Genomic DNA, 25,261 nt, shown 5'->3' with positions numbered 1-25,261 from the left:
AAACTAAAAGGGTTAGGAGGATTGTCTATGAATTAAAAGTGATTGAAGCGAGAGTTAATGAACTTCAAGCTAAGCATAAGTGTTATCGTCAATTCACAAAATAAGAGAGGTTATTACATGAGTGAAAATAATGGAATTCCAGAACATACTTCAGAAAAAAAAAGCTTTTTCAAGCGTTACCGAGTTGCTATCCTTATCGCGTTTATTGCAATCGCGGGCATCGGTGCTTTAGCGTATTATTGGCTTAATACCGCAGGCGGAACGAAAGTGAGTAAGCTCGGCGTTATGAAAATAAGGGAAAACGCTATTACAATCAGAAAAGAAGCGAATGAAAAGGATACTTTGGGTAAGAGAATAGTTATTGAACGAGATGGTAAGGATCCAGTAGAAGCCATCTGGTATGAACCAGAAGGACGTACGGAAGATCTTCCGGTGTTTGTCTATGCGCATGGTGGTGCGTGGATCAGCTTTGATGCAATCGATGGAGATGAATTTAATAAAAAGATCGCAGACTCAGCTAACTGCATCGTTGTCAATCTTAACTACAGATTGCTTCAAACAGAGCCATTCCCTTACCAACAGGAAGAAATGGCTGATACGGTAAAATGGCTGCAGGAAAATGCAGAATCCTTGAAAGTTCAACCTGACAATATTGTCATTAGCGGAGGAAGTGCTGGGGGACACATTACTGCCGGTACTGCGCTGCTTCTTTCAAGAGAAAACATTAAAGTTGCTGCGCAACTCCTTGAAATGCCCTTTCTTGACTTTACAGCACCTAAAGAGGATGATTTAGGAATTTTTAGTGGGTTTATTGGACAGCTCCATGATACCTTCTTTCCTGATGTTCCCACTGATGACCCAATTGTATCTCCTCCCTATGCTTCAGCGGAAGAACTCAAGAAGCTTCCCCCTGCTTATTTTATCCTTGGAAAGCAAGACCCGCTTCATTTGCAGGGCGAACGATATGCAAAGATATTGGAGAAGGAAGGCATTTATACAAATATTAAATACTTCGATACTAATCACGGATATACAGTAGAGAAGAAGGATGAAAACGGCGAGACTGTTAGTGTAGCTGATATCGAAAATAACGAAGCGGGCGAAAAATATAAAATTGAGTTGCTCCAAAGTATATTTAATAAATGACCTATTAGCCAAAGACAGCACAATGCCTTTAGCAGCACAATTCCGTCTCCCGAGGCGCTCTCTACGAGTCCTCGGGAGTTTTTTAATCCTGTTTACATAAATAAGAACAACATTTGGAGTTCGCTATAGAAGCAGCGTACGCTATGGTCACTCTGCTGTTCAAGGGCGGACTTGCACTCACGTATCTGGTTGCAGTAGGCTCAGAGTATTTCAGTGAGGACCTCCTTCTGAAAAGCGCACCAGATACTTTGTTTCCGGACGCTACCTTTAAGCTTTGGTGCTGACGGATCAATGGTATTGAAAATCTGATATTCTTTATATTTCTTCTACTTACAAAATTAAGAGAAATAAGTTTGAAGTAACAAACGATGGAAGGTATAAATTCTCTTAAATAAAAATATGGTAGATGCAAAGTTGCGGTATCTGCCGCTGGAGGATCGGTCAAAACTAGATCTCTAAACTGAAATTAATTCATTTAATTAATCTGACTAAACCGAAAAACACCTTAGGGTGTTTTTTGTGGTGACAAAAGTCGGTAAAACACTTAGTACTAGATAAGCAAATCACAAGGCAGAGGCTTGACTAGAAATAGTTAAAATTGCGCTATCAGAGTTTCATTTCCGTTATATTAATCTATTCTAGGGGATGCCTATAATGAATTCAGATTTAGTAATCATGTTGATGCAGTTTTCTCAGTGAAATGGAGGAGAAGCGAGTGTTAAAGCTGGATTTTAACAAAGATTGGACATTCGGAAATAATATAAGCATCATTGAAGCTTCTACGAAGGGTATTAAGAAAAATTTACAGCATGTGGATTTGCCCCATGATGCGATGATCTTGACGGAGCGCTCCGCAGATAACCCTGCTGGTTCAGGAGGAGCATATTTTCAAGGCGGAAATTATGAGTATGTAAAGAAACTCATTTTACCAAAAGAGGATCAGGGGAAAGTTGTCTTTCTAGAATTTGAAGGCGTTTACATGAATGCTTTCGTTTATGTTAACGGTGATCTGGCAGGTAAAAATGATTACGGGTACACGAATTTCTATGTGCAGATCAACGATTTTCTTCGCTACGGACAAGAGAACGAAGTGAAGCTTGTGGTGAAGAACGGCTCCCAACCCAATAGCCGTTGGTATACCGGCTCAGGGATTTACCGTAATGTCAAACTGATGAAAGCGGAACCGATTTATATTGCCATGGACGGCGTTCGGATTACAACAGTAGATGCAGAACCGGATCTGGCCGTACTCCAAATTGGGATCGCGATCAAAAATGAGAATCTGGGACTGCACACCGGTTATGCAATCACCACAATCAAGGACGCTGAAGAAAAAGTAGTAAGCGAGGAGGCGACGAAATTCTCAGTAGCATCCCGAGGTGAGATATCGGCCTGGCAGAGAATAACACTGTCGTCTCCTAAACTCTGGGACACGGATAACCCGAATCTGTACACTTGTACTACAGTCATAAAGTTGAACGACAAGGTTGTGGACGAAGACATCACGACATTTGGTATACGCAAGCTGCAGCTGGACAGCGTTCATGGCCTGCGCATCAATGGTAGGACGTTGAAGTTAAAGGGAGGATGCATTCACCATGATAACGGAGTCATTGGCGCCGCTGCCTTCAAAGACGCCGAAGAACGCCGGATTCGTAAGCTAAAAGAAGCAGGTTACAATGCAATACGCGCTGCCCACCACCCGATGGGCAGAACGCTGTTGGATGCTTGCGATAAGCACGGTATGCTTGTGATGGATGAATTGACCGACTGTTGGACGCACGGCAAAATCGATTATGACTACGCCACAACGTTTATAGAGCATTGGGAACAGGACGTGGAACGCATGATTGGCAAGGATTACAACCATCCTAGTATTATCATGTATTCGATCGGTAATGAACTTGCGGAAATTGGTTCTCGACATGGTAACATTCTGGGCCGAAAAATTATTGAGAAGATTCGTTCACTGGATGACACCCGTTACATCACCAATGGCGTGAATCCAATCATGACCACCTTGGGAAGGATCAAAGAAATCGCAGTTGACCAAGGATTCTCTGAATTAAGCAGTTCGCTGGATAGCGGTGAGATTAATCAGGTTATGCAAGCGATGGGACCGCTTATGGGTCAATTTTCATCAAGTAACATCATTCAAGACATGATCGAGGAAGCACTGGGAGTGCTAGACATCGAAGGTTACAATTATTCACCTGAACGGTACCTCATTGAACACGAGAAGTCCAACAATAAAACCTTTGTTGGCGCAGAGTCACATCCGGCAGCACTGGACCATATATGGGAAATTGTGAAAAATAACGGATTTGTATTGGGAGACTTTTCGTGGACCGCTTGGGATTACCTGGGTGAGGTTGGCATCGGCAAAGTCAGTTATGAAGGAGACCCAGGCATCATTGTCTATGCTCCATATCCATGGATTACCGCCCAGACCGGGGATTTCGATATTACGGGTCACCGGCTTCCGATTTCCTATTGGCGTGAGATTGTGTGGGGTGGACGCGGTCACAAGCCCTACATTGCCGTGCAGAAACCTGAGTACTATGGTCGAGATGCAAAATTGAGCCTATGGGGCTGGACGGATTCCATAAGCAGCTGGACATGGCCCGGTTGGGAGGGCAAAGGAGTCGTAGTTGAGGTATACTCGGATGCTGAGGAAGCAGAACTATTTATCAATGGTAAATCTCAAGGCAGGAAGACGGTTGGAGACGATTTCAAGAAATTTTACTGCAAGTGGGATACCACATTTGAGCCAGGGGAAGTTGAAGCTGTTGCTTACATCGGAGGCAAGGAAGTCGGACGTTACAACCTGAAGTCGGCCGGAGCACCGCAACTGAAAGTGACCAAGGAGCGCGAAGATCTGCGTGCAGGGTCAAACGATCTTTGCTACGTTAACATTGAACTTGTTGATGCCAGCGGAATCCTTAATACGGCGGTGCAGCGGAAAGTTACAGTTGCCATAGAGGGACCAGCCGTCATTCAAGGCAGTGGAACGGGAAGAGCGAGAACGGAAGAGAACTATTTCGATTCGATGCATGAGACTTACAACGGTCGAATGCAGGTCGTCGTTCGGGCTGGTGTGGAAAAAGGAACTGCTACGCTGATTATTTCCACTGAGAAATCAGAAAGCGTAACGATTGAAATACCTGTAGTGTAAGCGATAAGCAAAAACAGTTCCCCATCCTGGATCGCCAGATGATTCGGATGGGGAACTGTTTTTTTGTCATACGATTTAATAACCTTTACAGTTTTCTTAAGGATCAGAAAACAGTTTTTATAGAAGCGTTAAAAAGAATACAAGGTTGACGGTTTCAATTGCCATTACCCATTGACGGCAGCATTTTTTGTTTTAGCTATGCTGACCCAATCATATTAAGAATACGATATGTATGCTTGTATTCCTCTATATCGTCGCCTAAATGCGCCAATCTATAATTAGGTAAGTGATGTGTGTGATGGATATTAAAAAAACTAATTCTGAGAGGTTCTCATGAAAATTATTCATTTAAAAACCAACCGTGTGGTGAATCCATTGGGCTTTGATTTAGGCAGACCGAGATTTTCATACACTGTAACCGATACGAAAGGCCAGAAGCAAGTGGCAGCCCGGTATGTCGTGGCGCTTGACGATGAATTCCAAAATGTCATATTTGACAGCGGGTCAAGGAAGGATATCAACAGTCTTGCCTTTGAGCTTCCGCTAGAATTGATACCGCGATGCCGCTATTTTTGGCGTGTGGAGGTATGGGCGGATAATGGAGAACACGCCACAAGTGAGACTGCGTGGTTTGAGACAGCCAAGCTGAACGAAGCGTGGAAAGGGACATGGATCACTCCAAAATTCAATAAGACCATTCATCCGATTTTAAAAAAATCGTTACTGCTGAAAGGCCCCGTTGCTTCGGCTCGAGTCTATGTATGTGGACTGGGGCTTTACGAAATATATATTAACGGTCTAAAAGCCGGAAACGAATTTCTGACACCTAACTTCAATAATTATCATAAATGGCTGCAATATCAAACATATGATGTGACCGAACTTCTGCAAACAGGTCAGAATGAGATATCGGTAAGGCTTGGAAATGGCTTATACAAAGGGCGTTTTGGTTTTGACGGCCATTCGAGCGAGATCTACGGTAATACGTTTGCTCTTCTATATGAAATGGTTGTGACATACAGGGACGGCTCAACTGAGATCATTGTTTCCAATGACTCATGGACTGCGGAACAAAGTCAAATTATATCGGGAAATTTATACGACGGTGAAATTTATGATGCAACTTTTCAAGCCTCTGAAAACTATCCCGTTAGAGAAGTTGAACTTGGCTATGATCGACTCAAGGCCAGGCTTAGTCTTCCTGTAGTGATCAAGGAGAAAAGGAAGCCTCTCGAAGTGATTCATACTCCAGCGGGCGAGACGGTCTTGGATATGGGGCAGAACATGGTAGGCTGGATCGAATATCGGACCAACGCTCCCAAAGGAAGTATCATTCGGTTACAATACGGCGAAGTGCTACAGGAAGGAAATTTCTACCGAGATAATTTGCGCACCGCATTGGCGGAACATCAATTTACGGCAGATGGACGGGAAACGATCGTTCGTCCTTACTTCACCTACTATGGATTCAGATATGTAAAGGTTGAAGGCTGGATCGGACAATTGAATTCTGAGGATTTTACTGGATGTGTTCTTTATTCGGACCTTGATGATACAGGGCATTTTGAGACCGACAATTCTCTGATCAACCGCTTGTTTCAGAATGCAAAGTGGGGACAAAAGGGGAACTTCCTGGATGTTCCAACAGATTGCCCTCAGCGGGATGAACGAATGGGCTGGACGGGGGACGCTCAGGTATTCTCTGGTACCGCCTGTTTTAATATGGATTCCTATGCTTTTTTCAACAAGTATTGCTTTGACCTTGGAAGTGAACAGGAGGAACGCCAAGGAGAGGTTCCGGTGGTTGTTCCTGCTGCTAATATTCGTGTGGGTGGTTCCAGCGCTTGGGGAGATGCGTCCGTAATTATTCCATGGAATGTATATCTACATTACGGAGATGTGACCATTCTTCAGCAGCAGTTTGAAAGCATGAAAGGATGGGCCGACTACATTATAAAAAAAGATACGGACTCAGGGGGACGTAGACTATGGACGGTAGGGTTCCATTTTGGAGATTGGCTTTCCCTAGACAGCAGCAATCCGGATTCTCCTTTCGGCGGAACCGATAAGGATTTCATCGCCTCTGCTTACTACTGTTATTCAACAAACATTGTGGCCAAAGCAGCGAAGGTATTAGGGCAGGAAGCAGAAGCGGCATACTATGAGCGTATTTCAAAGGAAATTAAAGTTGCAATTCAGGAGGAATTTTTTACTATAACAGGCCGGTTGGCGATCGATACACAAACTGCATACGCTGTTGCGCTGTTTATGGATTTGGTTCCAAAAGACTATATCGACAAAGTGGTTGAGGCTCTACGGAAGCGTTTAAAAGCTGACCGTAATCACCTGAAAACAGGGTTTGTCGGAACACCTTACTTAAATCATGTACTGACAAATCATGGATGTAATGATCTTGCTTATACTTTACTGCTTAATGACGACTACCCGAGTTGGCTTTATGCCGTGAAGCTGGGTGCAACGACCATTTGGGAACGGTGGAATTCAGTTCTACCAGACGGAACGATTAGCGGTACAGGCATGAATTCCTTAAACCATTATGCTTACGGCGCAATCGTAGAATGGATGTATCGTTGCATGGCGGGAATTAATCCCGTTGAGGAGGCCCCGGGTTTCCAGCGCGTGGAGCTCGTCCCGCAACCGGATAACCGGCTGAAGTGGGTGAAAGCAACAGTTGAAACCGCATCGGGCACCTATCGTAGCGGATGGGAGATTGATAAGGAAGGAAGGCTTGATTTTACTTTTGATATTCCTTTCAATGCATCTGCCCGTATACGATTACCCCATGCCCATTTAAAGGATTTAGAAATTAACGGTGTTACCTGGGAGTTTACTGACATAACCGGAGAACAACTTGAGGAAGAGGTCCTATTGGAATTATTCAGTGGAAGCTATTCGATCAGCTATTCTCCGACCAAGAGTTATTTGAGGATATTTAGCACGAAAACTCCACTAATTGAACTTTTGCACCACGATGAGGCTGCACCGCTCATACGGACAATGATGTCTGAACAGGTTAAAGTCAATCCGGATGATTTGGGCGCTTCAATGGGTAATTCCTCCCTCCGGGATTTGGCAGCGTTCTATTCATTGCCTACACATATTTTGGATCAAATGGATGAACGTTTAAGCCAAATAAAATAACATTCATCAGGTTTAACGACAGATATTCCCGAAAAAGCTATTTAGGGGATGAGAGAAATGAAGTACTTATACAAAAAAGAATTAATCAAATATACAGATAACCTGTCCATCAAAATGTACGTTTGTCGAATAGAAACTGTTCCTTTACATTGGCATCAAGAGTTGGAAATTATCATGTTAGTTAAAGGCGATCTCCAAGTTCATGTGGAAACCCATGACTATTGTATGCAAAAAGGCGATCTAATCTTGATTAACTCGAATAATGTCCATTCCTTTACGGGTACGGATTATCAAAATTTAGCCGTGATCATACAAATGGATATGAATATGTTCCAGAATCTTCATCCCCAAATTGAGAAAATGGAGTTTATTTGTAATAGTGTTACGGATCTAAAATCACTGGACAAATATGCTACATTAAAAAGTTTTTTAATAAATATTTTACGAGTATTTCATACTAAAGAGACAGGATTTATTATTGAAATTTCCATTATCCTACAGCAAATTATCCTCAGTCTTATCAGAGAATTTGAAATAAATATGATTGATGAAGAAAATCTGGAAAAATCAAATGACAATCTGAAAAGGTTAGAACGAATCCTAGATTATATCGATCTAAACTATAACAGGAAGATAACTTTGGAGGAAATATCCAATCATGAGTATCTAAGTAAGTATTATTTCTCTCATTTCTTCAAAAATAAGATGGGGATGAGTTTTCAATCCTATTTAAAATATGTACGGTTAAGAAAGGCTTATGAAATGCTCCTGCACACCAATGAAAGAGTAATTGACGTTGCAATGATGAATGGGTTTGCTAATTCCCAGATTTTCGCTTCCAGCTTCAAGGAGCAATATGGAATGACACCAAAACAGTTTAGAATAGAGTCCAAGCATGGGAAGCTGGAGTTGAAGAACGATGACAAAGTTCAAGATCACAAATATGTTGATGAAGATATTAAACAGGTACTTAATTTATTGAAGTAAAACGTAAGACCAACTTCCAAAGTTCACTTTGTAGGTTGGTCTTTATTTTAGCAGTATTACTCGGACTCGTCTTCAAACTCAAGCAAGCCACACCATAGAACGCAACACAGGCTTATGTCATTTCTTGAGCCTATTGCAATGCAGTTGTAAGTAAAGTATTCATCTCATCAGCAGATTCTTGCATGCCCCGCATCATCCACTCTACAATCCAGCCATATAGTCCATAGGCAAAGAAAGACTTTCTATAGGCATCTATGTTTGATGATTCACCCTTGGGGCCGCAGATATCCAAAATGGTATCAAGAATCAATTCTGTCAGATGGTTACGGTACAAAAGCAGATAGAAATTGTCGTTGTCCTTATAGTGCTGAAACAGACTGCCAAAAAGGTTCTGCGGATTGGAGTTTGGGTTACTTTCAAATTCAGATCCCCATTTTTGTGTCAGATACATAACGTGCTGTCTGAGGACATCTGTTTTATCAGAGAAATTACGATAGAAGGATGCTCTGCCAACCTCAGCGTTCATTGTTATTTCGCTGATGGAAATGTCAGACAAAGTACGTTTCTGCATAAGCTGAATGAGTGTAGTCGTAATCTGTTCTTTGACATATCGGTTCTTCTGTTGATTATTAATGATGATACATTCCTTTGCTTTTGTCTCATTTTTGGTGGCTGCATTGACGATCAGTCAATTAGGTTGATACAATTGTCACAACGAAAGAAGACTATAATAAACAATTCAATTTGTCAAGGGAGTAATGTATGGAAAAGTCAAATGGAAAGAAACGGCATATTCTGCGGAATACAATGATAAGCATTTTTATAGTAATTGCGGTTTTGGCTATCGTAGTTTTTGTTATGCTAAAAAACTCCGTTCTAATCAGCTTTCCGGAATTGAAGGGAAGCCCGGAAGTAGGAGAGTGGTATGCTATTACGCCGGAAGAGGCAAAATCGTCTGATGGGAGCGAATGGAATGGATTCATTCGTTTAGGAAGCGAAAATAAGGTTATGGTGTATTTCTTTGGTGGTGGAGCAAGTATAAATGAATACACTGCAGCGCATCCAAAAGACTTTTATGCAGATGTGGTAAAAAACCAAGATTTCGTCGCTAAGATGGGAATTGCAAGTGATACAGAAGATAACCCATTTAAAGATTGGACAATCCTTGTTCTTCCATACAGTACAGGCGATTTTCATTCAGGAACAGGTGAATATGCCTATTCGGATGACAAGGGGAACTCAAAAACGTTATATCATTATGGCTATACTAATTTCTCTCTTTTCATGAAAGAGGCAGTAAAGTATACTGGCACGCCGGATACACTCCTTGTTACTGGATTTTCTGCTGGGGGATTTGGAACATCACTACTTGCAGATGATGTTATTGATTATTATCCATCAACCTCAAATGTTACAGTTGCTGTTGACAGTTCTTTGCTGCTCACAGATGATTGGCAGGATATATCTGAGAATGTCTGGAAATCCCCACAACCAATATCAGAACGTCTCAATACGGACAATATCGTGCTTGACAGCCTGACGGCATTATCTGACAAACGTGGAGATAGCGTGAAAATATTGTTTGATAGTTCTGTGCGAGATGGGGAGCTGGCGAAGTGGCAGGCATATCTTGATCATGGAGAAATGTCGGCAACCGATAAAAGTGGTGATGTTTTTCAGTCAAATCTGAAAGCGATGGTTGAAGGGCTTCAAAACAATATACCAGGCGTGGGAATCTACATCTGGGATGGCCTGTCTTATAACAAGGAGCTAAACCTGACACAACACACAATCATTTCAAGTAATGTGTTTGATAAATTAAATGGTAAGAAGAGCATAAGTGATTGGATACTTGATGCAGTAAATGGTGATATCAAACAATATGGAATTGAATTATTAGAAAAAGAATATTGATAGTCTTCAGAATATTGTACCTACGGGGAAAGCAGATAAGGACAAGTTTATGAAAAATACAGGGAGATTTTTGAAGATGATAGGAAAAATTTTGTTAATCATCTTGGGAATAATAGTAATAATGGTGGTTTCCATGACTATTTATGGAAAATGGAAATCGACGCAGCCACTTTTAGATGAAGGCTATTCTGATGTTTACAAGACTGAAAGTCCGTTAGAACAAAAATATATCAAAATGGGAACGTATGATGTTTCTACTATTGAATATGATTCAAATGATGATGAAGGTGTTCAGACTAAAGTTTGGTACCCGACTAAATTGACAAATACCGATCACACTTATCCTCTAATTGTGATTGCAAATGCTAGCGACATGAGTGCGAGCAGATACGAACCCTTTTTTAAGCATCTTGCGACATGGGGATTTGTAGTTGTGGGGAATGAAGACCGTATGTCTAGTAGTGGTAAGTTTAACGCAGAAAGCCTTGACTTAATGCTCGAATTAAATTCAAATGCCGATAATATATTCTATGGGAAAATAGACATTAACAATATTGGGATAGCAGGGTATTCTCAAGGTGGTGTTGGAGCCATCAACGCCGTAACCGCTCAAGAAAACGGTCATTACTACAAAACAATTTTTACAGGGAGTGCTGCAAATTTTGAACTCTCGAAAGCATTGGGGTGGAACTACGATGTAAGTAAAATCACCATCCCCTATTTTATGACAGCCGGCACTCTCAAAAATGATACGGGAGAGGATAACGGAATAGGAGTAGCACCGCTATCATCCCTTATTAAAAACTACGATTTGATTACCAATGATGTTTTGAAAGTCCGAGCCAGGGCAGTGAATGCTGACCATGAAGATATGCTGGTACACTCTGATGGATATTTGACAGCATGGATGATGTACCACCTGCAGGGAGATGAAGAAGCAGGTAAGGCATTCCTTGGGAAAAATGCGGAGATTCTAAATAATGCTAACTGGCAGGATGTGCAAATATCAAAATAAGCGTAAAATAACCCACACCTAATTTACCAGGATGTGGGTTATTTTACGTTGTGTCGATTTCCAGCCGTCCTTCTTTCATGAATACTGTAAGTTTCCCTGTTTTCCCACTGATTCAAGCTGTAGGTAATTCCCCCGCTGCGTTCTCTTCAGCTGCAACTTATGATAGCCGGCATAGCCATTTACATGTAGATCCCCAATGAAGCTTGTCAAGTAACTGCGTGGGTGTTCCCGCCTTGTGTCGGCTGGTAATGGTAGAATAAACAATTTTTAATACATGGTTCAGCAAGTTATAGCAAGAAGTCAATCTGTTCCCTCTCTAAAATAGAGTAGTAGGGAGGCGAAGGAGGGCTGAAATGGATTTAATTGGATTGGACATTGGGTCGACAGGAGCGAAGTGCATAATTACGAATTCTGATGGTAATGTGATGGCTCAAGCGTATGAGGAATACAGTATGGAGTCGCCGATAAGCGGTTATTTTGAATTGAATCCTCAGATTGTTTGGGAAGCAGTTCAATCCATAATGCATTCTGTAATAAGAGAGTATAACAAACGGAGTACTCATCTCGCTGGTATTTCAATTTCTTCCTTTGGAGAAGCTGCAGTTCTCATCGACAAGGAAGGCAGAGAGCTTGGGAACAGCTTGCTTTATATCGACAGCAGGGGAAATGAGCAATTAAAAGCGTTTATCAAAAAAATAGAAGCGGATGAAATTATCCATAAAACAGGCTTGAAGCCTCATTCAATGTATACGCTCTCTAAATTGATGTGGTACCGGGAGGAGCAGCCGGATATTTATGCAAAGATTCATACGTTTCTTCCTTTTGGCTCCTATATTCTTTACAAGCTGGGTGCCGGCCCTATTCTGGATTATTCTTTGGCCTCCAGAACAATGGCATTTGATGTCCGTAGGCTCCAGTGGGATGAACATATTATAGAGGTGGCTGGCTTACACAAAAGGATATTTCCGGAGATTGCAGCTCTGGGAACAGTAGTCGGTCAGATTTCGCTGGAGGCAGCACAAAACTTCGGGTTACCTTCTGATTTCAAACTGGTATTAGGCGGGCATGATCAGGTGTGCGCTGCTATAGGAGCGGGGATAACAGAAAAAGGCTCGGCTGTTGATGGAATTGGAACAGTAGAGTGTATCACACCGGTTTTTAGTAAAGAGACGATAAATCAACAGGATATGGCATCCAGCAATCTAGCTCTGGTTCCATTTATCAAAGGAAAATATGCAACCTACGCTTTTAATTTTACGGGGGGTTCTTTACTCAAATGGTATAGAGATCAGTTTGGCTATGAAGAGAAAATGGAAGCGGATCTAACGGGACGAAGTGTATATGACATTATGAGTGAGAACGTTAGTGACAGTCCCACCAATATTCTGGTGCTGCCGCACTTCGCAGGATCAGGCACTCCGTATATGAACCCTTTGGCAGTAGGAGCTGTACTAGGGATTGATTTCAACACTACGAAGTCAGATTTATTTAGAGCTTTAATGGAAGGCGTTACCTATGAGATGAGGCAAAATATAGAATGCCTGGAACAAGCGGGAATCCGGATTGATAAATTACGAGCTTGTGGTGGCGGGGCCAAGTCAGATCTGTGGTTACAAATCAAAGCAGACATTATGAATAAAACGATCGTTGCACTTGATATAGATGAAGCTGGAATATTAGGCACCATCATCCTTTGCGGAGTAGCGCTTGGTGAGTTCTCTTCTTATGAGGAAGCTACACGACGTTTGGTGAAAGTGAATAAAACATTTCATCCTCAAGCAAAAAATCGGAAGCAATATGACGAGAATTACGCCAAATATAAACGCTTGTATCAAGCGGTTAACGAAGTAATGTCAAACGAAGCCATGGAAAGGTAGATTTCTGACTGAACGAAAAGTAGACAGGAGATGTATAAGAATGCCTTTAGTTACTCTGAATGAGCTGATGAAAGATGCTGAAGCCAAGAATTATGCCGTTGGTGCTTACAATGTTATTAATCTGGAATTGATCCGGGGCATCATTGCCGCCGCAGAAGAATCACAATCGCCGGTAATTGTTTCCTTCGCTGAAGTTCATATTCCCCTTGTGCCGCTTGAGGTTATTGCTCCGATTATTCTAGAAGCCGCGAGAAAAGCCAAGGTTCCAGTTGCTGTGCATCTTGATCATGGGCAAGATCATGAGATTCTGATCCATGCGATGAAACTTGGCTTTTCCTCTATCATGTTTGACGGTGCACATTTGCAGCTTGAAGAGAATATTAGACAGACGAATGAGATCAGCAAAATTGCAAGAGCTCTCGGTGTTTCCGTAGAAGCCGAGCTTGGCAAGATACTTCGCCCTGAGGGCGGCGGGGATGAGGAAGAAGAGGAAGAATATGATTCGGATGATATCTACACCAATCCAAAGGAAGCCAGAACATTTATAGAACATACAAATATCGATGCACTGGCCGTCGCTTATGGAACCGCACACGGCGTCTACACCAAAGAACCGGTTCTGGACTTTGACCGCCTGCAGTTAATTAAGGATATAACCGGCATGCCGCTGGTGATGCATGGAGGATCCGGTTTGGATGAGGCAGCCTATGTGAAATCCATACAATGCGGAATTCGCAAGCTTAACTACTATTCTAACATGGCATTTGAGGTGGCCAATATAATTCAGTCGAAATTGAATGCAAATAGCGATCAAAACAAAAAAAGTTACTACCATGATCTTTCTAAATGGGCAATGGAGGCCATTCAGGAGGATATTGTACGAACAATGAGAATTTTCGGGAGTGCGGGAAAAGCCTAGAACTTGACCAACCAAAATTTGAAGGAGCTACAGTGATGGTAAGACTTTATGGCAAGGAATGGACCCGGCGTGAATTGGAGTCTAGGGTTGGCAGAATAGATCAACTTGGAGGAGTACAGCGTTTTGTGATGAAGGAAGGACCGGAGGCAGGTCAAGAAGCGTTTCAAGTGCGTACGGGCGCCGGACTCTCCTATTGGGTTAACCCCAGCAAAGGGATGGATATCTCGTTAGCTGAATTTTGTGGTATCCCGGTTAGCTGGTCTGCAAGCAATGGAAATCCCCATTCTTCTTACTATGACGCAGAAGGAAATAACTGGCTCCGCACAGCTTCAGGCGGTTTGCTGATGACTTGTGGTTTATCACAGGTAGGAGCATCGGGACAGGATGAGTATGGAACATTTGGCTTGCACGGACAAATTCATCACACTCCAGCCCGTCAAACTTCCTATCACGCAGAATGGCATGGAAGCGATTATGAGATGTTCACTCGCGGAGTATTGGAGGAAACATCGATTTTCGGCCATACACTACGACTAACTCGGACAATCCAAAGCAGGCTCGGAGAGAACCGTCTGAAGATTATGGATACGGTCGAAAATGTAAGTTTCAAACCAGTGCCGCACATGATGCTATATCATTTTAACTTCGGTTTTCCTCTGCTAATGGAAGATACGATCATTGTATTGCCGGAAAGTAAATCTACCCTTCGTGATGCAGGAATGGATATGTCCAGGTTACACGAGTGGCAGGCCCCAGATCCTCATTTTGCGGAACAAGTTTACTACCATGAACCATTAGAGCAGCAAGAGAAGATCAGTGTCCAGATTATTAGTCCTTCATTCCCTGTAAACGATTTTAATTCTACTTCACAGGGCCTCACCGTGGAATTGAAGTGGGATCCAGTAACGTTACCCAGATTGGTACAGTGGAGAATGCCAGGTGCTGGTGAGCATGTACTGGGAATAGAACCGTCCAATTGCTGGACCAAAGGTAGAGCGGAGGAGCGCAAGACCGATTCGTTAAGGATGCTTCAGCCAGGAGAAACCGTTCAATATGAAATTGAATTAAATTTTAAATCTAACTAAGTGGAGGATAACGATATGTTGCATGCTAAACCTTATGTATTTTGGTTCGTGACAGGAAGTCAAGGTTTGTACGGAGATGATGTATTGTCCAAAGTAGAGAGTAACTCCAAAAAAATGATTGCTGAATTGAATCATGAGGCTAACCTTCCATACTCCATTCAATTCAAAGAAGTAGTCACTACTCCTGAAGCGATTCGCCGTGTTTGTCTTGAGGCAAACTCCAGTGAAAACTGTGCGGGCATCCTAACATGGATGCATACCTTCTCACCAGCTAAAATGTGGATCTCTGGATTGAATCAATTGCGCAAGCCGTTGCTTCATCTGCATACCCAGTATAATGTGGACATTCCTTGGGACAGCATCGACATGGAGTTTATGAACTTGAATCAAGCGGCGCATGGCGACCGGGAGTTTGGTTTTATTGGCGCACGCCTCGGAACGGCAAGAAAAATTATTGCAGGGCATTGGAAAGATGAAGAGGTTCGCACAAGAATTGGTGCATGGATGAAGACCTCCGCTGGTTACACCGAGAGCCAAACTATGAAAATCGCCAGATTCGGTGATAACATGCGCTATGTGGCTGTGACTGAAGGGGACAAAGTCGAAGGACAAATAAAATTCGGGTGGACTATTAACGGATATCCAGCGGGTGATTTAGCCGAACGCGTTAAAGAAGTGAGTGAAGCCAAGGTACGGGAACTGATGGATGAATATACCGAATTGTATGATTTCACCGATAACGGTCGTATTGAAGGAGCTGAACGAGAGGCAATCCGTGAACAGGCAAGAATGGAAATTGCTCTGACTGAATTCCTGAATGAAGGTGGTTATACTGCGTTTGTGACCAGCTTTCAGGATCTGCATGGTTTAAAACAGTTGCCCGGGTTGGCGGCACAGCGTCTAATGGCAGCAGGTTATGGATTTGGCGGGGAAGGAGATTGGAAAACGGCAGCCTTGGTACGGATGATGAAAATGATGGCCGATAACAAAGGTACTTCTTTCATGGAAGATTACACGTATCATTTGCAAAAAGGTAACGAGATGGTACTGGGTTCACATATGCTGGAAATATGCCCGACACTAGCAGCAGACAGACCGAGAATTGAAGTGCACCCTCTATTTGTAGGCGGTAAGGGTGACCCCGCCCGTCTGATCTTTAATGGAGCAAGCGGCAAAGGGGTTAACGCAACCGTGGTGGACATGGGTGACCGTTTCCGTTTGATCGTTAATGAAGTGAATGCGGTACAGAATGAAAAACGCATGCCTCACCTTCCCGTAGCCAGCTTGCTCTGGAAACCCGAACCGTCATTGACTAAAGCGGCAGAGGCTTGGATTCTTGCAGGGGGCGCACATCACTTTGGATTCTCTTTCCATGTAACGAGCGAGCAGCTTAAAGATTGGGCGCGCATGGCAGGAATTGAATGCCTAGTTATCAACACTTCGACCACTTTGGATTCCTTGGAGAATGAAATCCGCTGGAATGATCTCTATTATAGATTGAATCACTAGTTAGTGTTGGACTTGAAAATCATTTGAACCGAACAAAGCCAATTATAAGCTAGGGTCTACCATTAGTTTACTAAAACTGTTGGTAGACTTTTTAACTACATAGTGGCGGATTTAGTTTTACCACTCATCACTTTAGCGATTTTTCCAGTAACGTTATTTCCGATTTTCCAACCTCAAGTTAAAATGTACCCATTGTAATCGTAAAAGAAGACAACGGGGAGGACATCTTAAAGTTTAAGAAAGTCGCCAATTTAAATAGTGAGATAGTGAATTTCTTTGGTGTTTTCGTAACCGAAAATTTATACGTCCTATTGATTTTATAGTGCTTACTAGGCTGTTACTTAACGGTGGTAGGTTAGGTCAAATCATCAGATTGTTTTTTGTTAAGAGAATCTCGCCCATGCTTTTCCCCGAATTGTTCTACACTTTTTAATATAGGAAGAAAATCTATTCCTTTTTCGGTTAATGAATATTCCACTCTGGGCGGAATCTCTGAGAAAACATGGCGCTCAATAAACCCATCTTTCTCTAATTCCCTTAGTTGTTTAGTTAAGGAGCCTTGTGAAATGTCAGTGAATATGGACTTAATCTCCCCAAAACGTCGCTTTTGTGTTGAGAGAAGCCAAAGAATCATAAGCTTCCATCTTCCTGAAAGTACATGTTGGGTATGAATTATTCCATATACAATTGAGTCTCCATTGATTAAATCAGAGTTGATACCATCCTTACAGATGCGGCCCATAGTATATCTTCCTTTCTCTCCATTAGTACTAAAAAAGTGACTAGGTCACATTTTTTTGCCTACTTCCAATGTCAAAGAGATCTGTTTATTATATGAGACATCCATTACTAACTCAATCACTATTTCGATGATATGAAGGGAGTCTTTTTATGAATAGAGTAACCAAATTACTGGGGATTAAATACCCCATTATATCGGCAGCTATGAGCTGGGTTACCTCGGCTACATTTGTTGCTGCAGTTTCAAACGCTGGAGGAATGGGAGTTCTTGGGCCAAATGCTGGTCAACACAACTCGGCGAAAAGTTTAGATGAATTTATAGAAGGTGTACGAAGTGAGATCAGGAAAGTAAGGGAGTTGACGGATAAACCGTTTGCAGTCAATTACATTTTACCCTTCGATGTTAATGGGACAAGTTTATTCACTAACGCGTTGTTTGATGTTTTAGTTGAAGAGAATGTAAAAATTGTTGTAGTTATTGGAACTATAATGCATCAAAACGAAATAGAGAAACTAAAAAAACACGATTTCACAGTAATTTATCGCCCAATTAACCCCACAGTTCAAAATTTGATTGAAGCTGAGACTGCAGGAGTAGACGCCCTCATTGTAACTGGGAATGAAGCAGGAGGTCATATTAGCCAGTATGAAATTAGTCTGTTCACACTTGTTCCTCAAGCTGCAGATTCTTTAAATATCCCCTTTATTGCAGCAGGAGGAATTATCGATGGCAGAGGAGTACAAGCTGTAATGAATCTAGGCGCAGAAGGAGTATACATGGGCACTCGTTTTGTAGCGACTCATGAGAATCCAGCAAGTGATGCGGCCAAGCAAGCAATTCTTCAAGTTACTAGTGACGAATTCCTTAGACTTGAAGGAGCTAATGAACGAACCGTTCCTACAATTGGAGGAAAGAGAGCGTTTCAACTCATTAAAGAAGGAAAACACGCTGAAGCTGGAACTTATATAAAAAATGGGTTTAAAACGGGATTACTTGACGGTAATCTGGAGGTTGGTACAATTTCCATCTCTCCATCGGCAGGAGGGATCAAAGAAATTAAAACTTGCAAACAGGTTATAGATGAGATTGTTAATGCTATTTCATAACGAAAAAAATCTTCTGAAACATCTAAAAACGAAGAATATCATTTCATAAACCAAAAGTGGTGACCATTTCCGGAATCCACTCGGGAAAAGGTCACCACTTTTATGAAGTTTTTTTGTCTTTATCTAGATAATTATTTAAGATATTAACTTTTAAGAGGATTTAGTTTCAATTTTCTTGGCAGCTGGAGAGAACAATCCAGCGATCAATACAGCAATTATTACTACAAGTAGGGCATAGAGCAGCCCTACTGATTCACCTAAAAGTCCAATGAAAGGGGGCCCAACCAAAAAAGCTAAATAACCTAACGTGGAAACGAAAGCAACTCTCTCTGTTGCACCATTGGGATTATCTCCAGCAGCGGACAAACCTACCGGAAATCCTAAAGATGCACCGATTCCCCATAAAAAAACTCCTGCTGCAGCAAAGTAGAAATTAATATCAAGTATCACAACAGCTAATCCCGATACGGCTATGATTGCAGCTGATACCATTATTGGAACTCGGCCAAAGCGGTCTAGTAAGAAGCCACCGGACATTCGGCCGATTAGCATAGCTAATAAAAAAACACCGTATACAATCGTACCTGTAACATGAGTCACCTGGTAAGCATCTACAAATAAAATGGGTAACCAATCATTTGCCGTACCTTCTGCCAAAGCCATTCCCATAACAATAATACCAATGTAAACTAGTCTTAACTCTTTGAAGATGCTAACCTTGGTTTGTGGAGAACTGACTGAATGATGATTAGTTATTAGGTCTACTTTTCCTGTAGCCGTCGGTAAATACTTTATACAAATAACTCCAAACAAGATAATCACAAAAGCAATGATTATAAAATGTATAAAGACAGGAATTTTTACCGATATGGCAAGTGAGCCTAAGCCTACTCCTAAGAGAGTACCTCCACTAAACGATGCGTGAAGAGCGGGAAGTAATGTTTTATTGGTACTTCGCTCAAGTGCTGCTCCTTCCACATTTTGAGCTACGTCTATAATTCCATAACCAAGCCCGAAAACAACAAGACCTGAGAAAACAAGCAGCTTTATAGCCAATAGAATACTAAAACCCGCTATAAGCAATCCTAAAGACAAAATGATAACGCTTAAGGCAATTGCTTTTCGTGCTCCTATATGACGGATCACCGAACTTGCAGATACAAGACCAACAATTGCGCCCGCCGCAATTCCAAAAATGATCCAGCCCATTATTGACGTAGATGCATGAAGAATATCTCTTACCTCAGGTGTTCTCGAAGTCCACGAAGAAAAAGCCATTCCCGACAGAGCAAAGAAAACAAACAAAGAAATTTTCCACTTGTTAATATTAAGAATTATTGTTTTATTATTATATTGTTCCACAAGAGTACCTCATCTTTAGTATTTTTTGATTCTGATATTCGTTACTGATATACCTTGACCTTGTTACTGCCTCCGTTTCATTCATAATTAGAATTATTGTTTCTCTAAACTCTTTTTATTAATTTATCTCTATTTTTCAATACATACTTGCAGTATAAAGTGAATTTGTAGTACAATATCGCCGAATTTCAGGAGGTGTTTGGATTGCAGGGGGCCATATTAACTAACGAACAATATAGGGAAGTTGCCACTCACGGTTCAATCAATTTCCCCATTCAATATTATCTAGACGATACGTTATATTTTCATAATCAAACCATTAACCGTCATTGGCATCCTGAGTTAGAGTTTGCTCTCATTCAAGAAGGGAAAGTTGATTACTGGATAGGTGGGAACAAACGAACACTTGAAGCAGGGGATGGGATTTTCGTCAATACTCGAGTCATTCATGGTTATGAAGCTATAGAAAGGGCGTTGGTTCCAAATATCGTTTTTTCTCCGGAATTCATATCAGGTGGAAATCATCTTGTCTTTCAGAAATTTGTGCAACCCATAATGTTTTCAACGATTTCAGGACTTTTCTTAAATAGAAAAGTGAAATGGCAAGACGAGATTCTTCATTCTTTAAACATAGTGTTTGAATTAATGAATTCTAAGAATATGACAAAAGAACTTGATCTTCAGGTATTAATGTCTTCCATATGGAAGACGCTGTACTTGCATCAAGAGTCTTATGAAAATTCATCACATTCTTCAAATTATTATATTCTTCAAACCCGACTGCAACTGATGTTAGATTTCATATATAAAAATTATGAAAGAAAAGTTCGCCTTACCGATATTGCAGATGCAGCGAAAGTAAGTAAAAGTGAGGCATTACGTTGTTTTAAACTAGGTGCTGACATCACCCCAGTTGAGTACTTAATACAGTATCGATTATCAAAAGCAAAAGAATTACTCTTAAATTCAGAAAAAAATGTTACCGAAATCGCCTCACAAACAGGCTTTGAAAACGTTGGATATTTTAGTCGAATGTTTAAAAAATATTATGGAGCGACACCAAGATTACTACGTAAAACAAGTCTACAAAAAACAGTAGATGTCTTACCTAGCAATCATCCACATAGGTAAATAAACTATGGTTCTGAGGTCAGCGGCTAATCAAAATACCAAACTTGTGCTTCGGATTCCAAAGTAAAAGGCTCTTAAATGTTTAACCGTAGATTCGAACAATCCGAAGAACTACAGAAGCGGTAAGCATAACGTGAGTATACAAACACCTGCTGAAAAATATCTGGTTTAGGAGATATCCGTTATGAAATAGTATTGCGCTACGACTGCTTCGGAGTTTTTTGCTGCGAATAATCAGGAAGTCAATCGAACATTTACCAATGAGATAACTTAAAAATCGTGAAAAGAGTTTCATTAAGCAGACATCAGCAGACACTTTAGAGTGTCTGCTGTATTTTTTCGTGAAGCTTAAAATAACGATATTATTGTTTCGATTTCTTTATATCTGCTTCCTTTCCTATAGTTTACTATTTAATTAACACACATATATATGACGGAAAAGGAGTAACTTTATAGGGGCTGCTTTTAGCCTATTTTGGACTTCTCTTTTTTTGCTCGAAGGGTATCCCTATCATTATTCGAGTCAGACTGTCTGTTTGGATTAGTTGGTGTGGTTGGAGCCTTGGGTGTGCCATGGATTGGATGCTTTATTGATCTGTTTATGCCATCGCAGGTCATCGGCATCATGACATTAATTCTCTTGCTTTTGTTTGCTTTATTTGTCTGGATCGTCAGTGTTCTCATTCTAATTTTGAGGATTATACTTGTGGAGTTGGGCGTTCAAGGCGCCCAAGTCATGAATCTAACTCGCATTTATTCGCTAGATAAAGGTGCTAAAAGTAGACTTAATACTGACTTCATGGTTAGCACATTTTTCGGCGGAACTTATGGATCAACGTTAAACAGTTATTTGTGGAGTATCGGTCAATGGACTTGCTAGATGCTGTGTAGTCCCAGCTTCAATTGTTGTATGGGGATTTTCATATCTTAAGAACCGGAAACTTGATTATAATATCTGATGAACTTCTTGAATCATTGTTCAATAAAACAATGAAGTAGGGAGTTTGATCAATGATATGTAAAGTAACTCGCTCTCATTTAGTATGAGGCACCAATTAAATATTTGAATTTTCCCTTGATAGCGCTTTTAAAATCGTATATAATGTGTTTACAATAAATATTAGGGTTGTTACTGCACAGCAGGCAAAGCCTAAACTAATCCGTGCTAAGTGATATTTAGTTCTGGATTGTTTAGGCTTTTTTGTTATTAAAAAAAACAAAGTGGGCGAGATTTTGAGAATAAAAAAAATATTTAACAATAATGTTGCTCTAGTTGAAGGACCCAATCGATCCGAGGTTATTGTTATTGGGAAAGGACTGGCATACCATAAAAATCCAGGTGAAGATATAGATCTGGCTAGAATTGAAAAAACTTTTGTAATGGAGACCAAAGAATTATCTGAACGGCTTTCAACATTATTAAGTGAAATTCCTCCAGAGCATCTGGAATTAACGGATCAGATTATTCGATACGCAGCGAGCGATCTGCAAACTTCCTTTAGCAACAATATTTATTTGGCTCTCACCGATCATATTAGTTATGCAATAACTCGCTCTGCACAGGGAATGAGCCTTAAAAATGCATTGCTTTGGGAGATACAAAAATTTTACCCGAAAGAGTATCAAACTGCTTTGCATGCTCTACAAATTATCGAAAACAAAACCGGGTTTACGCTGCCTATTGATGAAGCTGGTTTTATCGCCATGCATTTTGTGAATGGACAGCAGGACGGTCAGGAAATGGAACAGACCGTGCTCGTTACCCAAATGGTTCAGGGAATCCTTAATATAGTGACCCTTCACTACGGAATCGAATTGGATGAGAATTCGTTAAACTACAGTCGCTTTGTGACTCATTTGAGATATTTTTCGTATCGCACTATGCGTAATGAGACGATTCCGAGCGAAGATGATGAACTCTACAAACAAGTGGTTTCCAAATATCCCGAAGCTTTTGACTGTAGTGAGAAGGTTAGAACTTACTTACAGGAAGAGTATAAGATTGAAACGACCGAAGCTGAAATGGTTTATTTCATGCTCCATATCAGGCGCGTGACCAGCAGGAACTAATATTTACAATATAGATCAGGGTTGTTACCATTCGTTGGGCAAAGCCTGGATAAGTGATAAGTACATTTTATTGGTGTGCTTCCTCACCTATTCAGGTTTTTTTATTTTATATACACCCAGAATAAGTTAAAAGGAGCAATGTGATGAAGTACGAAAAATTAGCAAAGGACATTATGCAAAATATTGGTGGGGAGGAGAATGTATCCAATCTTGTCCATTGTGCAACTCGGTTAAGATTTAATCTTAAGGACAACCAATTGCCAGATAAAGAGAAGCTGAAAAGCCTGGAAGGTGTACTGACCGTTGTCGAAAGTGGCGGTCAATTTCAAGTGGTTATCGGAAATGACGTTTCACATGTATACCAAGAGATCAAGAAGACCAGCAACTTGGATCATGGGAATTCTGACTCCGCAGATGCGGAACTACCGAAAGAGAAGTTGATGTCCAGAATTTTTGCAGTAATTTCCGGGAGTTTGTCTCCACTGTTGCCTGCAATGGCCGGGGCCGGAATTCTTAAAGCCTTTTTAACTCTGTTCATTTCTTTTGGGTGGATATCTGCAGAAAGTGGAACTTATCTTATTTTGGCTGCAGCAGCGAATGCCGTCTTTTATTTCTTGCCTATATTCCTAGGTGTCACTGCATCCATCAAATTTGGTGCTAATCCTTACGTCGGTGGAGTGATCGGTGCATCGTTAATGGAACCAAACTTTACTGGGTTATTGGCCAATGGAGATACTTCATCCTTCTTGGGTATCCCTGTAGTTTTAATGGATTATTCCGCAACGGTCTTCCCGGTATTTGTTGCTATTTGGATTTTCTCTTACGTCGAAAAATGGTTTAAAAAAATCATTCACAAAGAGCTTCAGACGTTTTTGGTTCCATTGTTGTGTATGGTCATTATTGTGCCACTCACCGCGATGATTTTTGGTCCGTTTGGAGTGTACATCGGAAACGCTATCGCAGATGCCATTAATTATCTTATGGGTGTAAGTGGATTGTTAACAGGCGCTGTCATTGGTGGATTAATCTTTTTCCTTGTTGTTTTCGGTCTTCATTGGGGCATCATTCCGATCGTTCTAGCGAACCTAACGAATGGAACAGATCCCATTCTTGCAATGTGGGCAGCCTCCAACTTTGCCATGGCTGGTGTAGCACTTGCTGTCTTCCTTAAGTCTAAAAAAGAAAAGGCACTAAGATCCATTGCCGGTTCTTCTACGTTAAGTTTATTGCTAGCCGGTGTCTCTGAGCCAACGGTCTACGGAATATTGCTGCGTTACAAACGTACAATCCCGTATGTCATTATTGCCGGAGCTATTGGTGGGGCCATTAATGGTGCATTCCATACGTATGCTACAGCTTTTGTTTTCCAGAATGTTTTCTCCATTGGTGCATTTGAACCGGTTGGTTACTACTTAATTGGAATCGCCGTTTCGATGGCAATGGGCTTGATTCTGACGATTCTCTTTGGTTACCAAGACAAAAAAGAAGTTGCAGCGAATGAACAAGTCACGGTGAACACTACTGAAAATGAAAAAAACATGGATCAATCTGAAGTAAGTGCAAGTCCTGTTGAACCGATTTTGAAAAAGGAAGTACTTCTCAGCCCATTAACTGGAGAGGTAAAATCATTGACTGAAGTTCCCGATCCAGCATTTGCGGAAGGTGCTATGGGGAAAGGGATCGCTATTGTTCCGACCGTTGGGCAAGTACTGTCTCCAGTGAACGGCATCGTGGGCACCGTCCTCAAATCAGGACATGCCGTGATTCTAATGTCCGAGAATGGGGGGGAAATATTGATTCATGTAGGCATCAACACCGTTCAATTAAAAGGTCAACATTTCACGCCACGAGTGAAGGCAGGAGATCAGGTCAAACAGGGAGATCTATTGATTGATTTTGATTTGGAGAAAATAAAGGAAGCGGGCTACAACCCGATCACCCCTATTATTATTTCGAATACTGCCGACTACCTGGACGTTATTGAAACAACAAATTCTTCGGTTACAGCACAAGATAAATTGCTAACGCTTGTTGTCTAACAAGAAGAGAGGAGGAAATACT

17 protein-coding genes are annotated in these 25,261 nt (G+C 41.3%); 14 read left to right on the top strand and 3 right to left on the bottom strand.

Translation table 11 applies throughout. From position 1 onward, the window contains the following. Positions 1-117: 117 nt before the first annotated feature. The 4 genes from AAIH57_RS05215 to AAIH57_RS05200 all read left to right on the top strand — a co-directional run bounded on the left by AAIH57_RS05215 (position 118) and on the right by AAIH57_RS05200 (position 8,470). A complete protein-coding gene (locus tag AAIH57_RS05215; RefSeq protein ID WP_249912583.1) occupies positions 118-1,146 on the top strand; it encodes an alpha/beta hydrolase in 1,029 nt (342 codons plus the stop codon). A gap of 715 nt (positions 1,147-1,861) precedes the next feature. Further along, the gene (locus AAIH57_RS05210; protein WP_249912582.1) at positions 1,862-4,321 is read left to right on the top strand and encodes a glycoside hydrolase family 2 TIM barrel-domain containing protein; all 2,460 of its coding nucleotides are present in this window, start codon (positions 1,862-1,864) and stop codon (positions 4,319-4,321) included. A 333-nt stretch (positions 4,322-4,654) separates the two neighbouring features. Then, on the top strand, positions 4,655-7,483 hold the full coding sequence (locus tag AAIH57_RS05205) for an alpha-L-rhamnosidase (RefSeq protein ID WP_249912581.1): 2,829 nt from the start codon (positions 4,655-4,657) through the stop codon (positions 7,481-7,483). Between the two features lie 57 nt (positions 7,484-7,540). Beyond that, positions 7,541-8,470, top strand: coding sequence for an AraC family transcriptional regulator (locus AAIH57_RS05200; RefSeq protein ID WP_430020796.1), 930 nt, complete (start codon positions 7,541-7,543; stop codon positions 8,468-8,470). A gap of 130 nt (positions 8,471-8,600) precedes the next feature. Here AAIH57_RS05200 and AAIH57_RS05195 read toward each other — a convergent pair whose 3' ends face one another. Continuing rightward, a complete protein-coding gene (locus tag AAIH57_RS05195) occupies positions 8,601-9,026 on the bottom strand; it encodes a TetR-like C-terminal domain-containing protein (protein ID WP_430020795.1) in 426 nt (141 codons plus the stop codon). Positions 9,027-9,232: 206 nt separating this feature from the next. Between AAIH57_RS05195 and AAIH57_RS05190 the strand changes: the two genes are divergently transcribed. The 6 genes from AAIH57_RS05190 to araA all read left to right on the top strand — a co-directional run bounded on the left by AAIH57_RS05190 (position 9,233) and on the right by araA (position 16,789). After that, positions 9,233-10,384, top strand: coding sequence for a pectin acetylesterase-family hydrolase (locus AAIH57_RS05190; protein WP_430020793.1), 1,152 nt, complete (start codon positions 9,233-9,235; stop codon positions 10,382-10,384). Between the two features lie 76 nt (positions 10,385-10,460). After that, the gene (locus tag AAIH57_RS05185) at positions 10,461-11,399 is read left to right on the top strand and encodes an alpha/beta hydrolase (protein ID WP_430020791.1); all 939 of its coding nucleotides are present in this window, start codon (positions 10,461-10,463) and stop codon (positions 11,397-11,399) included. 353 nt (positions 11,400-11,752) lie between these two features. Next, on the top strand, positions 11,753-13,276 hold the full coding sequence (locus AAIH57_RS05180) for an FGGY-family carbohydrate kinase (RefSeq protein WP_430020790.1): 1,524 nt from the start codon (positions 11,753-11,755) through the stop codon (positions 13,274-13,276). Positions 13,277-13,316: 40 nt separating this feature from the next. Continuing rightward, positions 13,317-14,195 (top strand): class II fructose-bisphosphate aldolase, encoded by an 879-nt coding sequence (locus AAIH57_RS05175; protein WP_430020789.1) that lies wholly within the window; start codon positions 13,317-13,319, stop codon positions 14,193-14,195. A gap of 35 nt (positions 14,196-14,230) precedes the next feature. Next, positions 14,231-15,280: an aldose 1-epimerase family protein gene (locus AAIH57_RS05170; RefSeq protein WP_413036912.1), complete on the top strand. Its 1,050-nt coding sequence runs from the start codon at positions 14,231-14,233 to the stop codon at positions 15,278-15,280. A gap of 15 nt (positions 15,281-15,295) precedes the next feature. Next, positions 15,296-16,789: an L-arabinose isomerase gene (gene araA, locus AAIH57_RS05165; protein WP_413036911.1), complete on the top strand. Its 1,494-nt coding sequence runs from the start codon at positions 15,296-15,298 to the stop codon at positions 16,787-16,789. Between the two features lie 355 nt (positions 16,790-17,144). Here araA and AAIH57_RS05160 read toward each other — a convergent pair whose 3' ends face one another. Then, complete coding sequence (locus AAIH57_RS05160; RefSeq protein WP_413036910.1) at positions 17,145-17,531, bottom strand: winged helix-turn-helix transcriptional regulator; 387 nt, start codon at positions 17,529-17,531, stop codon at positions 17,145-17,147. Between the two features lie 149 nt (positions 17,532-17,680). Here AAIH57_RS05160 and AAIH57_RS05155 point away from each other — a divergent pair, with 149 nt between their 5' ends. Beyond that, positions 17,681-18,637 (top strand): NAD(P)H-dependent flavin oxidoreductase, encoded by a 957-nt coding sequence (locus AAIH57_RS05155; RefSeq protein WP_430020788.1) that lies wholly within the window; start codon positions 17,681-17,683, stop codon positions 18,635-18,637. 150 nt (positions 18,638-18,787) lie between these two features. Here AAIH57_RS05155 and AAIH57_RS05150 read toward each other — a convergent pair whose 3' ends face one another. Next, entirely contained in the window at positions 18,788-19,999 is a 1,212-nt protein-coding gene (locus tag AAIH57_RS05150) for an MFS transporter (protein ID WP_430020787.1), read from the bottom strand. A gap of 204 nt (positions 20,000-20,203) precedes the next feature. Here AAIH57_RS05150 and AAIH57_RS05145 point away from each other — a divergent pair, with 204 nt between their 5' ends. From AAIH57_RS05145 to AAIH57_RS05135, 3 genes are all read left to right on the top strand, one after another. After that, a complete protein-coding gene (locus AAIH57_RS05145; RefSeq protein ID WP_062319802.1) occupies positions 20,204-21,130 on the top strand; it encodes an AraC family transcriptional regulator in 927 nt (308 codons plus the stop codon). Positions 21,131-22,363: 1,233 nt separating this feature from the next. After that, positions 22,364-23,200, top strand: coding sequence for a BglG family transcription antiterminator LicT (licT, locus tag AAIH57_RS05140; protein WP_062319797.1), 837 nt, complete (start codon positions 22,364-22,366; stop codon positions 23,198-23,200). Between the two features lie 143 nt (positions 23,201-23,343). Beyond that, a complete protein-coding gene (locus AAIH57_RS05135; RefSeq protein ID WP_430020786.1) occupies positions 23,344-25,239 on the top strand; it encodes a beta-glucoside-specific PTS transporter subunit IIABC in 1,896 nt (631 codons plus the stop codon). The last annotated feature ends 22 nt before the right edge of the window (positions 25,240-25,261 follow it).

This window comes from Paenibacillus sp. MABNR03, assembly GCF_050455445.1.
GTDB classification, from domain to species: Bacteria; Bacillota; Bacilli; order Paenibacillales; family Paenibacillaceae; genus Paenibacillus; species Paenibacillus xylanilyticus.
The sequence above is the reverse complement of the archived record's forward strand: the minus strand, read 5'-3'. Positions and strand labels throughout refer to the sequence as shown.